General features: G+C 36.4%; 13 protein-coding genes and 1 tRNA gene. 10 read left to right on the forward strand and 4 right to left on the reverse strand.

Translation table 11 applies throughout. The annotated features are described in order from the left end of the window. Positions 1-138 precede the first annotated feature (138 nt). From V6S17_RS03775 to V6S17_RS03805, 7 genes are all read left to right on the forward strand, one after another. On the forward strand, positions 139-1,413 hold the full coding sequence (locus tag V6S17_RS03775) for an NCS2 family permease (RefSeq protein WP_029090543.1): 1,275 nt from the start codon (positions 139-141) through the stop codon (positions 1,411-1,413). 153 nt (positions 1,414-1,566) lie between these two features. Beyond that, positions 1,567-1,651 (forward strand) — tRNA-Leu (locus V6S17_RS03780). Positions 1,652-1,718: 67 nt separating this feature from the next. Continuing rightward, a complete protein-coding gene (locus V6S17_RS03785; RefSeq protein ID WP_029090542.1) occupies positions 1,719-2,105 on the forward strand; it encodes a fluoride efflux transporter FluC in 387 nt (128 codons plus the stop codon). Next, positions 2,102-2,446: a fluoride efflux transporter FluC gene (locus tag V6S17_RS03790; protein ID WP_029090541.1), complete on the forward strand. Its 345-nt coding sequence runs from the start codon at positions 2,102-2,104 to the stop codon at positions 2,444-2,446. The genes V6S17_RS03785 and V6S17_RS03790 overlap by 4 nt, the downstream gene beginning before the upstream one ends. A 38-nt stretch (positions 2,447-2,484) precedes the next feature. Continuing rightward, the gene (locus V6S17_RS03795; RefSeq protein WP_029090540.1) at positions 2,485-3,957 is read left to right on the forward strand and encodes an amino acid permease; all 1,473 of its coding nucleotides are present in this window, start codon (positions 2,485-2,487) and stop codon (positions 3,955-3,957) included. Positions 3,958-4,153: 196 nt separating this feature from the next. Further along, on the forward strand, positions 4,154-5,641 hold the full coding sequence (locus tag V6S17_RS03800) for a DEAD/DEAH box helicase (protein ID WP_029090539.1): 1,488 nt from the start codon (positions 4,154-4,156) through the stop codon (positions 5,639-5,641). A 123-nt stretch (positions 5,642-5,764) separates the two neighbouring features. Next, positions 5,765-6,802: a zinc-binding alcohol dehydrogenase family protein gene (locus V6S17_RS03805; RefSeq protein ID WP_244877095.1), complete on the forward strand. Its 1,038-nt coding sequence runs from the start codon at positions 5,765-5,767 to the stop codon at positions 6,800-6,802. Positions 6,803-6,912: 110 nt separating this feature from the next. On the opposite strand, the gene V6S17_RS03810 is transcribed toward V6S17_RS03805, so the two are convergent. Further along, a complete protein-coding gene (locus V6S17_RS03810) occupies positions 6,913-7,107 on the reverse strand; it encodes a YdiK family protein (RefSeq protein WP_036026723.1) in 195 nt (64 codons plus the stop codon). 25 nt (positions 7,108-7,132) lie between these two features. Beyond that, positions 7,133-7,807 (reverse strand): CPBP family intramembrane glutamic endopeptidase, encoded by a 675-nt coding sequence (locus V6S17_RS03815; protein WP_036042381.1) that lies wholly within the window; start codon positions 7,805-7,807, stop codon positions 7,133-7,135. A 190-nt stretch (positions 7,808-7,997) separates the two neighbouring features. Between V6S17_RS03815 and groES the strand changes: the two genes are divergently transcribed. After that, positions 7,998-8,282, forward strand: a complete 285-nt coding sequence (gene groES / locus V6S17_RS03820) for a co-chaperone GroES (protein WP_029090537.1) — start codon at positions 7,998-8,000, stop codon at positions 8,280-8,282. 30 nt (positions 8,283-8,312) lie between these two features. Next, positions 8,313-9,941, forward strand: a complete 1,629-nt coding sequence (gene groL / locus V6S17_RS03825; RefSeq protein WP_029090536.1) for a chaperonin GroEL — start codon at positions 8,313-8,315, stop codon at positions 9,939-9,941. 259 nt (positions 9,942-10,200) lie between these two features. Here groL and V6S17_RS03830 read toward each other — a convergent pair whose 3' ends face one another. Next, on the reverse strand, positions 10,201-10,593 hold the full coding sequence (locus tag V6S17_RS03830; protein WP_029090535.1) for a tautomerase family protein: 393 nt from the start codon (positions 10,591-10,593) through the stop codon (positions 10,201-10,203). 270 nt (positions 10,594-10,863) lie between these two features. On the opposite strand from V6S17_RS03830, the gene V6S17_RS03835 reads away from it, so the two are divergent. Beyond that, positions 10,864-12,744 (forward strand): heavy metal translocating P-type ATPase, encoded by a 1,881-nt coding sequence (locus tag V6S17_RS03835; protein ID WP_036026778.1) that lies wholly within the window; start codon positions 10,864-10,866, stop codon positions 12,742-12,744. A gap of 51 nt (positions 12,745-12,795) precedes the next feature. On the opposite strand, the gene V6S17_RS03840 is transcribed toward V6S17_RS03835, so the two are convergent. Next, on the reverse strand, positions 12,796-13,836 hold the full coding sequence (locus V6S17_RS03840) for an NADH:flavin oxidoreductase/NADH oxidase (RefSeq protein ID WP_036026719.1): 1,041 nt from the start codon (positions 13,834-13,836) through the stop codon (positions 12,796-12,798). Between the last annotated feature and the right edge of the window lie 141 nt (positions 13,837-13,977).

Raw genomic sequence — 13,977 nt, forward strand, 5'->3', positions numbered from 1 at the left:
TAATAGAACAACTTAAATTATAGATAACTCATGGGTCGCATGAATAATAACACGTTTATTATTTGCTTTGTCTTAAAATAGTAAGCAACGATGCGATGCATTTGAACAGCTGTAATTTAAATACAAGGAGCGTGTCATATGTTTTCAAAGTATCCAATTAAGGTCGATTACAAAAAAGAAGTACTCGCTGGTTTAACAGCATTTTTTGCGATATCTTATGTAATTATTGTGAACTCAATGATTTTAGCAGAAGCAGGAATTCCTCCAGAACTCAGTGTATTTGGTACTATCATTATTTCGATTATCGGTTGTGTTGCAATCGGTTTATTTGCTAAAGTACCCATTGTCATTACGACAGGGATGGGAGTCAATTCGTTTTTTACATATACGCTTGTTTATTCATTGAAACTGAGCTGGCAAGAGGCATTGGCTGTAAGTTTCTCTGCAAGTGTTATTTATTTAATTGTTGCATATACACCATTAACAAATTTATTAGCAGATGCAGTGCCAGAAAGTTTAAAACATGCGATTACAACAGGAATTGGTTTGTTCTTAGTTATAATCGGATTAGAGAAAGGTAGTGTCATTGTAAAAGGTGATCATACCTTTATGCAATTAAATGATTTTTCATCACCGTTATTATTAATGACCTTGTTTACCTTGGTTTTAACATTATTTCTCTTTTTTAAAGGAATTCAAGGGAGTTTCTTTATAGGAATACTAATCACAACAGTAATTACGAATGTATTCAATATTATTCCACGAGAAAAGAGTCTATTTTCGTTACAAGCAATTACTGATTATCCTCAAATTGTTGGGAAATTAGATTTTAGCGGCTTTTTATCAGGTGGCTTTATATTAGGGACTTTTTCTTTAGCGATGATTTTAATTTTTGAATCTATGGGATTATTTAATGGCATATTACCTGGCATCGATAATCATCGTTTTAAAAAGGCTTTTCGTGTTAACGGTATTGTGATGCTCTTTTCAAGTTTATTAGGTACAAGTCCGACTATTCCAGCTGCAGAAAGTTCAACGGGAATTCAAGAAGGTGGACGTACAGGAATCACTGCCATAACGGTTGGTATTTGTTTTGTAGCGGCTATTTTTATGATTCCATTACTATCGTTTATTCCAAGCTCTGCCTTAGCACCAGTCATTATCATCACAGGTTGTTTAATGATGCAGAATATTCGTTTTATCAATTTGGTTGATTTGAGCGAATGGTTCCCAGCGTTCTTAATGATTGTAATGATGGCTTTTTCTATGAGTATTTCAGATGGATTAGCTTTTGGTTTTGTAGCGTATCCACTTGTAAAAGTATTTGTAGGGAAAATTAAACAAATATCCAAAATGACTTGGGTAATCTCCGCTTTGTTTTTTGCATATTTAATTGTGAAAATTTGGATTTAATTAGTATTAAACAGTTACTATGCTTAAAGGTAACTGTTTTTTTTTGAATAAATAAGCAAATAATATACGTTAAATCGAATAAAAAAAGAAGAAATACATAAAAGCTGTTGACAGCGAAAGTTAATTACGGTAATATAAGTAATGCAAGTGTAAGCGGCCATGGCGGAATTGGCAGACGCGTCAGACTAAGGATCTGGTGCCCGTTTAGGGCGTGGAGGTTCAAGTCCTCTTGGCCGCATAGTTAAAGATAGCCAGATTATATCTGGCTATCTTTTTTATTTTTTAAGAGTATAAGGAGGAGAACAATGAGCTATTTGCTTATGTTTTTATTTGGTTCACTTGGAGGAATGTCACGTTATGGCATTGGTTTGTTATTTCAAAGCGATGGTTTTCCTTACGGGACGTTAATTGTGAATCTACTCGGTTGTTTTGTTTTGGTTATTGTGAATGAATATATGAGTATCGCAACTAAAATACCTAAAATGATCATTATGGCCATCGGCACTGGATTTATCGGTGCGTTTACAACTTTTTCAGCATTCAGCATTGATTTTGTACGGTTATTTAAAGCAGGAGAGATCGTACTCGCGCTAAGTTATTTCTCAGTAAGTTTAATCGGTAGTTTTTTGATGATTCAACTTGCTTATTATCTTGTACATAAACTTCTAAATAAGAGGAGGACAAAAGGATGAGTTTTCTTCTTGTTGGTCTAGGCGCTGGTTTAGGTGCCTTATGTCGATATCTCGTGACACAAATAATCTCTTTTGTATATAAAGGAATCTTTCCATTAGCAACCTTTATCGTTAATATGGTAGGGTCTTATGCGATGGCGGCATACCTTTTGCAAAAACCAGATGAAACACAATTATTGTTAGTTGTTATTGGTTTTTTTGGTGGTTTAACTACTTTTTCAACATTTAGTTTAGAAAGTTTTAAACTATTGAAGCAAAAAGAGCTTTATACATTTATTTACTATATTAGCATGTCCTATGTTGTTGGCGTTCTTTTAGCTACCATTGTACATGTTCTATAATTCAAAAGGATTAAAAGTAAACGAAAGGTGGAAAAATTATGGCATTAGATGAACATCATACGGTAAAGACACAGGGTGTAAAACGCCAACTGAAAACGCGTCATTTATCGATGATTGCCATCGGAGGTAGTATTGGTACAGGTTTGTTTGTTGCGAGTGGCTCAGCAATTTCAACGGCAGGTCCTGGTGGTGCACTCGTCGCTTATGTTGGTATTGGGTTAATGGTTTTTTTCCTGATGACTAGCTTAGGTGAAATGGCAACTTATTTACCAGTATCAGGCTCTTTTAGCACGTATGCAACCCGTTTTGTTGATCCAGCCTTTGGATTTGCAATGGGCTGGAACTATTGGTTTAACTGGGCAATTACATTGGCTGTTGATGTTAGTACAGCGGCTTTGATTATGCGTTTTTGGGTACCGCAAATCCCTGGCTGGATCTTCAGCGTTTTCTTTCTGTTGATTATTTTTGCATTGAATGCATTAACAGTTAAAGCGTTTGGTGAAGCTGAATATTGGTTTTCAATCATTAAAGTCATAACAGTGATTGCTTTTATTATCATCGGTATTTTAACTATCTTTGGAATATTAGGTGGGCACTATTATGGTTTATCTAATTTCACTTATAAAGAAGCGCCTTTTGTTGGTGGTGTTCCAGCAATTCTAGCAATGTTTGTTATTGCAGGTTTTTCGTTCCAAGGAACAGAACTGATTGGTATAACAGCTGGTGAATCAAAAACACCAGAAAAAAGTATTCCTAAAGCTATCAAAACGATTTTTTGGCGAATATTATTATTCTATATCTTAGCTATTGCAATTATTGCAGCGATTATTCCTTATACAAGCCCTGATTTATTAGGCGGAAGTGAAACAAATGTCGCAATGAGTCCTTTTACATTGATATTTAAAAATGCGGGATTAGCGATGGCAGCTGGTGTGATGAATGCGATTATTTTAACGTCAGTTTTATCGGCAGGTAACTCAGGTATGTACGCTAGTACACGTATGTTGATGGCGATGGGGCAATCAGGTCAAGCGCCTCGTCGTATGGGACGTGTTAATAAAAGAGGTATTCCAATGAATGCTCTTATTTTCACAGGTATTGTTGCTGGTTTAGCTCTTTTAACATCCATTTTAGGACCACAAGTTTACTTATATTTAGTAGCAGCAAGTGGATTAACTGGTTTTATTGCGTGGATTGGTATCGCTGTATCTCATTACAGGTTCCGACGAGCTTATAAATTACAAGGACATTCATTAGATGAGTTAAAATACAAAGCTAAATGGTTCCCATTAGGCCCCATATTAGCATTGGTTTTATGTATTTTAGTTATTGTAGGGCAAGATTTAGCTTCTTTTGCTAAATGGGATATTCAGGCGATACTAGTCACTTATATGAGTATACCGTTATTCCTTTTCTGCTATTTCTTCTACAAAATCAAGCACAAAACAAAACTTATTCCATTAGAAAAAGTGGACTTAGAAAAAACTGTGGTTGTTACAGATGAAAAATAATTTTTAATAACGAGAGAATGCAGACAAATGTTAGGTCGTTTGTCTGTTTTTTTTTATGGGGAAACAAAATGTATTTCCTAGGAAATAAGATGCATAAAATAAACTGTTTAAAATAGTGAGGAAAAAGCAGGTTGTTTTTATGCTACAATAAATAAGAGAAGAATTAACAGCGTGATTGCTGTATCAGGAGGAAATTATGAGTACTAATTCATTTGAAAAATTTAACTTAAGCGAAGAAATAGTGAGAGCTATTAACATTTTAGGATATACAGAACCAACAAGCGTTCAAGAGAAAGTTATTCCGCAACTATTGCAAGGTAAGGATTTGATTGTTAAGTCACAAACAGGTAGTGGTAAAACAGCCGCGTTTGCTATTCCTATGTGTGAAATAATTGAGTGGGAAGAGCGTAAGCCACAGGTATTGGTTTTAACACCAACGCGTGAACTTGCCTTACAAATACAAGAAGATATTTTTAATATTGGTCGTTACAAACGAATCAAAGTGGAGGCAGTTTTTGGACGTAGTTCATTTGAAAAACAAGAAAAAAATCTTAAACAAAGAACACACGTAGTGGTTGCAACACCAGGGCGTTTAATTGATCATTTAACAAGAGGTACTATAGACTTAAGTAAGATTACCAACGTTGTAATCGATGAATCAGATGAAATGATGGCGATGGGATTCATTGAACAAATAGAAAATATTATTAAAGCAATTCCAAATAAACGCACGATGGCATTATTTTCTGCAACCATGCCGCCAGCAATCAAAAAGTTATCACAAAGTTATTTGAAAGCACCACAATTTATTGAAGTTAAAGCTGAAAATAAAATTATTGATCGTATTCAACAACATTATTATGAAGTTGATTATGATAATAAAGTGGCATTATTAGAAGATGTTATTGTTGTAGAGAATCCTGAAAGTAGTATTATCTTTTGTAATACAAAGGCGGCTGTTGAAGAAATTGCAGATGCACTATTTGAGTTAGGTGTTGAAGTCGCGACTTTACATGGTGGGATGGAACAACGTCATCGAACAGCGGTAATTAACGATTTTAAACATGGTTATTTCCGTTACTTGGTGGCAACTGATGTTGCATCACGTGGGTTGGATATTGCTGATATTGCACTCGTGTTAAACTTTGATTTACCAGAAAACGTTGAAAGTTATGTGCATCGAATTGGTCGAACTGCACGATTTGAAAATCATGGGCAAGCTGTATCGTTTGTAACTTCTTCTGATTATCGTTACCTTGAGCCAATTATGGAAACGATGGAAGGCACGATTGAAAAGGTAGCACATCCTACAACGGAACAAGTTGAAGCATCGTTGCCGGCTTTTGAACAAAAACAGGAAACAAAAATGCAAATTAAAAAAGAAAAAGGCCATGATTTTAAAGATGAAATCATGAAATTACATATTAATGCAGGTAAGAAAACGAAGATGCGTGCGGGTGATGTAGTTGGTGCTTTGTGTGGGATAGAGGGCATGACAGGTGAAGATATCGGCGTTATTAGTATTTTAGATGTATCTACATTCGTAGAGATTTTAAATAGTAAAGGTGAAATGGTACTTGAAAAGTTACAGGATTTCCCAATTAAAGGTCGCGTTCGACGCGTCAACAAAGCAAATGAAACAACATACGAAAGTGATTTAAAAAATAGTATCAATCCAGAGTAATAAGGTATTTACGAGAAGATAGATGAAACAGTCAGCTGACTGTTTTTATTGTGTTTAAGTTGGTATATCAGTGAAAAACATTTATACTTTAGGGGAATAGCTATTCAGAAAGGCGGAATGTACATGTTAAAAAAAATGAAAGCCGTAGGTTTATTTCAAGGTTTACCGATTACTGAAAGCACGAGCTTAGTTGATCTTGAACTGACGATTCCAGTAGCAAGTGGTCAAGATGTTTTAACTGAAGTAATTGCTGTTTCTGTCAATCCAGTAGATACAAAATTACGTCAAAATACTGCTGCTTTAACTGAAGCTCGCATATTAGGTTTTGATGCAGTCGGAGAAGTTGTGTCAGTTGGAGAGGACGTAACAAAATTTGCTGTTGGCGATCGTATTTATTATGCAGGTTCAGCACAACGTCAAGGCAGTAATGCCGCGTATCAACTAGTGGATCAGCGCTTAGCAAGCAAAGCACCACATAATATCTCTACAGCCGAAGCAGCAGCTATGCCATTGACCGCTTTGACAGCCTATGAGTTGCTGTTTGAAAAAATCGGTTTTGTAGCAGAAGCTAATGCGAATAGTGGTCAAACGTTATTGGTAATTAACGGTGCAGGTGGCGTAGGATCAATCGCAATACAATTAGCAAAATGGGCAGGGATAGAAGTAATTGCGACCTGCAGCCCCAAAAACAATGATTGGGTGAAAAAAAATGGTGCTGATGCAGTGATTGATTACCATGATAACATGACAGAACAGCTACAAAAACTTGGACATGAATCATTAGAAGCGATTATTATTTTACATTCAACCGAGCGTTATTTTGATGAAGCTGCAGCACTCATTGCACCATTTGGACATATTGCATCAATCGTTGAAGCGACAGATACATTGAATATGAATGTATTGAAAAATAAATCAGCTAGTTTTGATTGGGAATTTATGTTTGCTAAAGCGAACTACAGTTACAAAATGGAAACACAAGGAGAGATATTAGCCTTTATTGCTGAGCGTTTAGATAGTGGTGAATTGACGTCAACCTTAACACAGGAAATGACAAATGGTATCAATGCTAAATCTTTGAAGGAAGCGCATGCTTTGTTAGAAAAAAGTCAAATGGTCGGAAAATTAGTCTTAACAGGCGGTTTTGTAGGCGAGAACTGAAAAAGTTAGTAGTGTCTTGAGAAAAATCAATGCACTGTTATTAAATAAAAATTAAGTAAAAGAAAAAACCAGTTGATTTTGCTAGTAGCAAATCAAGCTGGTTTTTATTTTTATTTTTGATCATCTTTATTTTTGCGAGTTAACATCACTAAGTTAACAACTCGAATAAAATCGATAGCCGCAAATGAGATCAATAGGATGGGATAAATTGTCCATCCATTCTCGGAAACAGGGCGAATGGCTAAATATGTAAAAATAACACCAAACAAGAGGTTAAAGATAATTTGTCCACGGACAGACTGCATAATAAAACTCCATTCTATTAATTTGTTAGTTTTGTAAAGATCCTGCTAGCGCAACAACCGCATTCATCAACATATGAATAGCATATGAAACATAGATACGTTTGGTTTTATAGTAGAAATAAGCAAATACGAGTCCCATTCCAGTGTACACAAGTAAATAAGAAAAGTCGAAGTGTATGACTGCAAAAATCACGGCGCTGACAAGCGCAGCTGAAGCGACAGGCATTTTGTTAGTCAGTGCACCAAAAATAACTTTTCGGAAAATAATTTCTTCCAAAAATGGGGCAACAAAAACAATTAAAACGATGAACAAGGGATTTTCAAATAGCACGCCCATTAAGTTAGCTGTGTTTTCCGATTGTTCGAGCCCTCCATTGATGATAGCTGTAATCGTGGATGTGATTGCCTGTGTTATGAAAGCGACAAAGACACCACCGATAATAAACCAAATACTTTTAGTCCAAGCCATTTTAGGTTGGCGATCAATATAAGTTGTTGAAGGTGCATTTCGTAACAAGAGTAATACAATGAAGGCACCGATGATAAAAATACCAATAGACCAGTTAGAGATAATTACGTTCGCTTGTTGATCTGATACAGGGCGAAACTGTTTCATTACCATAACACAGAAAACGCCTAAAGATGAAGTAATCTGTATGATGAGATACACTGCAAGTATCCACCAATATCTTTTATTCATAACCTGATAACTCCTTTGTCTTCTGTTTTTATTGCTAGTATCATTGTAGCGATAATATGACAAATCAGCAACTAAAATAAATATCCGTATAACTTGCAAATTTGACCAAAATTGTCTATTATAATAGTTGTGATTAGCACTTGAGAGTAACGAGTGCTAAAAAATTCTACTATCTGAGGAGGTTGTTAGTATGTTAAAACCATTAGGCGATCGCGTAGTGATTGAAATTATTGAAACTGAGCAAAAAATGATAGGTGGTATTGTGCTGCCAGATTCTGCTAAAGAGAAACCCTCTGAAGGCATCGTTGTTGCAACAGGAGCAGGTCGTATCTTAGAAAATGGAACTAAAACAACATTAGAAACAAAAGTAGGTGACCGTATTGTGTTTTCGAAATATTCGGGAACAGAAGTAAAATACGATGACAAAGAATATTTAATTTTACGTGAAGATGATATTTTAGCAATTGTTGAATAGAATAAAGAACGAATAGAGGAGGAACTTATAATGGCAAAAGATTTGAAATTCAGTGAAGACGCACGTGCGTCAATGTTGCGTGGGGTTGATCAATTAGCTAATGCAGTTAAAGTAACTTTAGGACCTAAAGGACGAAACGTTGTTTTAGAAAAAGCCTTTGGTTCACCTTTAATTACAAATGATGGTGTAACAATCGCCAAAGAAATTGAGTTAGAAGATGCTTTTGAAAATATGGGTGCAAAACTTGTGTCTGAGGTAGCAAGCAAAACAAACGACGTTGCCGGTGATGGTACAACAACTGCAACAGTATTAGCGCAAGCATTGATTCAAGAAGGATTAAAAAACGTCACTTCGGGTGCTAACCCAGTAGGTATTCGCGAAGGAATGGAAAAAGCAACTGCAGCAGCAGTTGAAGCATTACAACGTATTTCAACAACGATTACAGGGAAACAATCAATTGCACAAGTTGCTGCCGTTTCAGCGGGAAGCCAAGAAATTGGTGAATTAGTCGCAGAAGCAATGGAACGAGTGGGTAACGACGGTGTTATCACTTTAGAAGAATCAAAAGGTTTTAAAACAGAATTAGATGTGGTTGAAGGTATGCAATTTGACCGCGGTTATTTATCACCGTATATGTCAACAGACCAAGAAAAAATGATTGCTGAATTAGAAAATCCATATATATTGGTGACTGATAAAAAAATCAACAACATTCAAGAGATTTTACCTGTCTTGCAACAAGTTGTTGAGCAAGGACGCGCACTATTAATTATCGCTGAAGATGTTGAAGGTGAAGCGTTAGCAACATTAGTATTAAACAAATTACGTGGTACATTTAATGTTGTTGCTGTTAAAGCACCTGGCTTTGGTGATCGTCGTAAAGAAATGTTGCAAGATATTGCAATCATCACGGGAGCGACAATGATCACTGATGAGTTAGGATTAGAATTAAAAGATACGGAACTTGATCAGTTAGGAACAGCAAGTCGTGTCAATGTAACGAAAGAAAATACAACAATTGTCGAAGGTGCTGGACAAGCGCTTAATATTGAATCACGTATCGGACAAATAAAAGCACAATTAGAAGCATCTACTTCTGAATTTGATCGTGAAAAATTACAAGAACGTTTAGCTAAACTTGGTGGTGGTGTTGCAGTTATTAAAGTTGGGGCTGCTACAGAAACTGAGTTAAAAGAGCGTAAATTACGTATTGAAGATGCATTGAACTCTACACGTGCAGCAGTTGAAGAAGGTATTGTTGCCGGTGGTGGTACAGCGTTGGTTAATGTGTACAACGATGTTGCGGCATTAGAAGAAACTGGTGATGTACAGACAGGTATTAATATTGTACTCCGTGCGTTAGAAGAACCAGTGAGACAAATTGCTTTAAATGCTGGCGTTGAAGGTGCAGTAATTGTTGAACGTTTGAAAAAAGAAGCTGCAGGAATTGGTTACAATGCGGCAAATGGCGAATGGGGTAACATGGTAGAATTAGGAATTGTTGATCCTACTAAAGTGACGCGTTCGGCATTACAAAATGCTGCATCAGTCGCAGCGCTCTTCTTAACAACAGAAGCAGTCGTTGCTAACAGACCGGCACCAGAATCACCAATGCCTCAAGATATGGGCGGTATGGGTGGAATGGGCGGAATGATGTAATTCATCAGTCACTCTAAACAAAAAATAAAAAAAGATGGTGTTGGTAATGATAAATTCCAGCACCATCTTTTTCTTTTATGGAAAAGATACAAAGCTATTAGTCATACTCAGTTTTTTTAGTAAGATAACAAGTTAAAATGACTGATTGTTAAGGATTAACTTTAATCGTTCTAACGTCTGTGTGTTGAATAATAATTATTAGGTGATTTTTGAAAGTCATAAAATAACTATTAGGATAGTGAGTAATCGGCAGAATAGTTTATTCCTGAATCATCTGTGCTTTGCCATCCCCGAAGGACCAGTTTTCAAGTGGGACTTCATTGAGTAAAATGAAGATGTTTTCTTTGGTTAAAGACGTTTTCAAGTCGATTTGTTCAGCAATCGTTTGATAGAGCGCTTTTTTTTGTGAAATTGTACGACCAGGTCCACAAAAAATTTCAATATAAAGAAACTGGTTGTTCCGTTGTCCACCAGCTAGTAGATAACAATCATCGACAAAATTATTTTTTTGCGTCATTGGAACCCACAATTGGAAGGTATCATCTGCTGGGATTTTAAAACAATTTTCGAGCGAATGATGAATAACAGTATTGATTGTTTCAATCGTTTCAGTAGTATAGGTGTCCCCGTAATATAATTTAATTAATGGCATAATCTAACCTCCTTATTTAATGATTTTAGTATACACTATTAGCAATGATTGATAGATAAAGAAAGTTTTAAGGAATTTTGTTATTTAATGTTGTTATTAACCGTGTCTTTCATTAAGATACACCCTATGTTATAATGATTCTAAAGTAGTAATTAATATAAATGCTGACGGGCCTTATTGGGTTTCGTCGGCATTTGTTGTTTTAATAGCTGTTTGAGAGTGATTTTCATTATCAGTAGAGGAGTGTTCTAATTGAGAATAGGTAAAAAAATGGATTTAATTGAGAAAATGACAGAGTATAAGGAATTAATTGCCGTTGGTATTGCAGGTGTTTTAATTGCAATCGCGCTGATTTTAAGTGCGTTTAATGATGTGAAGGTTGCGACTGCTTGTTATTTGTTAGCTTACATTATTGGTGGTTATGCTAAAGCTAAAGAAGGTTTGTTGGAAACGTTCGAAAAAAAGGCATTAAATGTGGAGTTGCTAATGATTATGGCGGCGATTGGTTCTGCATTGATTGGTTATTGGATGGAGGGCGCCATTTTAATTTTTATCTTTGGTATCAGTGGCGCGCTAGAAACATATGCGATGAATAAAAGTAAAAAAGAAATTACCGCATTAATGGGTATGCAACCCCAAGAAGCTTGGCGTATTGAGGAAGATGGTGCAACTGTACTTGTCCCTGTTACAGAACTCAAGATTAATGATCGAGTATTGATAAAACCAGGCGAACAAGTGCCAACGGATGGTGTTGTTAGTGAAGGCGAAACGACAATAAACGAAGCTGCTATTACAGGTGAATCACTTCCTGTTCTAAAAATACCTGGAAAAGAAGTGTTTGCGGGAACCCTTAACGGTAGTGGCGCAATTGAAATACGGATGACGAAGTTAACATCCGAAACGGTGTTCCAGAAAATTATTGATTTAGTTGCAACTGCTCAAGCAGAGCAATCTCCCGCTGAACAATTCATCGAACGTTTTGAAGGCCGTTATGTCAAAGTTATTTTAGGTATCGTTGGATTGATGTTATTTGTCCCGCATTATTTGGTGGGTTGGGATTGGACAACAACCTTTTATCGTGCCATGATTTTATTAGTTGTTGCATCACCCTGTGCTTTGGTTGCGTCTATTACACCCGCATCACTTGCTGCTATCTCTAATGGCGCCAAACGTGGGATTTTAGTAAAAGGCGGCAGTTATATCGAAGCTTTGAGTGAGGTTAAAACAATAGTGTTCGATAAGACGGGTACTTTAACACAAGGACGACCAACTGACGTTTCAATCTATTCTTTACCACTTTTAGAAGAAGCGGAGATACTAGCAATTTTATCAGGAATTGAAAGGCAATCGAATCATCCAATTGCTCAGTCAATCTTTAGACAACTAGAAAAACAAGGCGTTGTATCGCAGCAAGATTTTTTGGTCGAAGAATTTCCTGGTTGGGGAATCAAAGGAACAGTTGCTGGTATTACTTATAAAGTGGGGAAAGAAAGCTGGATGAATCAAGTGTCTGTGAAGCAGTTTTTAAAAGCCTCAGGATTTATTGCACCAATCGTTGGGAAGACCGTTGTGTTCATGGAACGTGATGATGAAGTTGTTTTGATGGCGACGTTGGAAGATGAAGTACGACCGGAAGCACAAGCAGCGATTGCTGAGATACAAGCATTAGGTATTCAAACAATCATGTTGACAGGTGATAATGAAACAACTGCAAAAAAAATCAGCACAACAGCTGGTGTACCGGTATATATTGCAAATTGCTTGCCTGCGGATAAAGTGACAGAAATTAAAAAATTGAAAGGTAACAATGATTTAATTGCGATGGTCGGTGATGGCATTAATGATGCACCTGCTCTTGCGATTGCAGATGTTGGTATAGCGATGGGGAAAGGGACTGATGTAGCTCTAGAAACAGCTGACGTGGTATTAATGAAGGATGATTTAACTCAAATTGCGAGCACGATTAAATTATCGCGAAAAATGAAACGTATCGTTAAACAGAATATTTCTTTTTCCATAAGTGTGATGTTAATACTAATTGTTTCAAACTTTTTCCAAATGATGAATTTACCATTCGGTGTTATCGGACATGAAGGCAGCACGATTTTAGTCATTTTGAATTCGTTACGTTTACTTAGAAGTAGTCATTAAAAAAGCTCCACTCACTATAAACAGTGAGGGAGCTTTTTCGTTATTTAGCAATTAATTTTTGATGTCAGGAAAGGCCGGGCTATATTGTTTTGGTACATCTGTTTGTTTATGAAGCTCTGCCGCTGTATTTAATGACCAGTAAGGGTTGCGTAGAAGTCCACGACCCACAGCGACCATATCAGCTTGATTGTTTGTAATAACTGAATTAGAAAGAGCTGCGTCAGATAAATTCCCCACGGCTATAATAGGTACATTGAATTTATTTTTAAATGCTTGAGCCAGACCTAATTGATAGCCTGCATCACTACCGATTGTAGCGGAAGGACCGTTTTGACTTTCACCACCTGCACTTACATGAAACACATCAATTCCAGCAGTTAGATAATCAGCAGCAAGATTAAGACTATGTTCTAAACCGTAACCTTCTGGATGAAATTCGATGGCTGATGTTCTTAAGAAAAGTGGCATTTCTGCAGGTATGCTATTTTTTACAGCCGAAATGACACGTTCACCAAATAAGCCAAGTTTTTCGCCATATTTATCAGAGCGTTTATTCGTTAATGGTGATTGGAATTGATGAATAAGATAACCATGAGCACCATGTAATTCAATTGCATCAACGCCAGCTTTAACAGCACGTTTTGCCGCTTCTGCGTATTTATTAATAAGAACATCAATTTCAGATGTTGTTAATTCGTGTGGTGTTTTAGAATTCGAATCAAATGCGATAGGAGAAGAAGAAACAGGTGTAGCAGCATCAGTCGCTTTGCGCCCTGCATGAGCGATTTGAATCGCTACTTTTGCTCCCGCAGCATGACAAGCTTCAACAATTTTAGCGATACCTTCTATTTGACCATCTTCCCATAAACCAAGACAGTTATTTGAAATTCGACCATCAGGTTCGATATTGGTCATTTCAATGATAATTAATCCCGTACCACCAATTGCTCGTGTTGCGTAGTGTGAAACATGCCAGTCTGTTGTATACCCGTCTTGGTCACGAGCGGAATACATGCACATCGGTGGCATTACAATACGATTCTTCAATGTCATGTTTTTGATACTAATCGGTGAATATAAATCGGTAGTCATAAAAATTCCTCCTATAATTTGTTGATAATTTAGGGCTTTTTGTGTCAAATAAATGTGACAACAAGCTTTATATACATAATAAGCTTATTTAAAGTAAGTGAAAAGTAGGAACAAAAAAGTACCTATTAAAAACCCCCACTC

The organism is Brochothrix thermosphacta DSM 20171 = FSL F6-1036 (assembly GCF_036884295.1).
GTDB classification, from domain to species: domain Bacteria; phylum Bacillota; class Bacilli; order Lactobacillales; family Listeriaceae; genus Brochothrix; species Brochothrix thermosphacta.

Coding starts and splice junctions, on each gene's coding strand:
- V6S17_RS03810 (WP_036026723.1), bottom strand. CDS start 7,107: ATGCAGTCTGTCCGTGGACAAATTATCTTTAACCTCTTGTTTGGTGTT.
- groES (WP_029090537.1), top strand. CDS start 7,998: ATGTTAAAACCATTAGGCGATCGCGTAGTGATTGAAATTATTGAAACT.
- V6S17_RS03790 (WP_029090541.1), top strand. CDS start 2,102: ATGAGTTTTCTTCTTGTTGGTCTAGGCGCTGGTTTAGGTGCCTTATGT.
- V6S17_RS03785 (WP_029090542.1), top strand. CDS start 1,719: ATGAGCTATTTGCTTATGTTTTTATTTGGTTCACTTGGAGGAATGTCA.
- V6S17_RS03835 (WP_036026778.1), top strand. CDS start 10,864: ATGGATTTAATTGAGAAAATGACAGAGTATAAGGAATTAATTGCCGTT.
- V6S17_RS03840 (WP_036026719.1), bottom strand. CDS start 13,836: ATGACTACCGATTTATATTCACCGATTAGTATCAAAAACATGACATTG.
- V6S17_RS03795 (WP_029090540.1), top strand. CDS start 2,485: ATGGCATTAGATGAACATCATACGGTAAAGACACAGGGTGTAAAACGC.
- V6S17_RS03830 (WP_029090535.1), bottom strand. CDS start 10,593: ATGCCATTAATTAAATTATATTACGGGGACACCTATACTACTGAAACG.
- V6S17_RS03815 (WP_036042381.1), bottom strand. CDS start 7,807: ATGAATAAAAGATATTGGTGGATACTTGCAGTGTATCTCATCATACAG.
- groL (WP_029090536.1), top strand. CDS start 8,313: ATGGCAAAAGATTTGAAATTCAGTGAAGACGCACGTGCGTCAATGTTG.
- V6S17_RS03775 (WP_029090543.1), top strand. CDS start 139: ATGTTTTCAAAGTATCCAATTAAGGTCGATTACAAAAAAGAAGTACTC.
- V6S17_RS03800 (WP_029090539.1), top strand. CDS start 4,154: ATGAGTACTAATTCATTTGAAAAATTTAACTTAAGCGAAGAAATAGTG.
- V6S17_RS03805 (WP_244877095.1), top strand. CDS start 5,765: ATGTTAAAAAAAATGAAAGCCGTAGGTTTATTTCAAGGTTTACCGATT.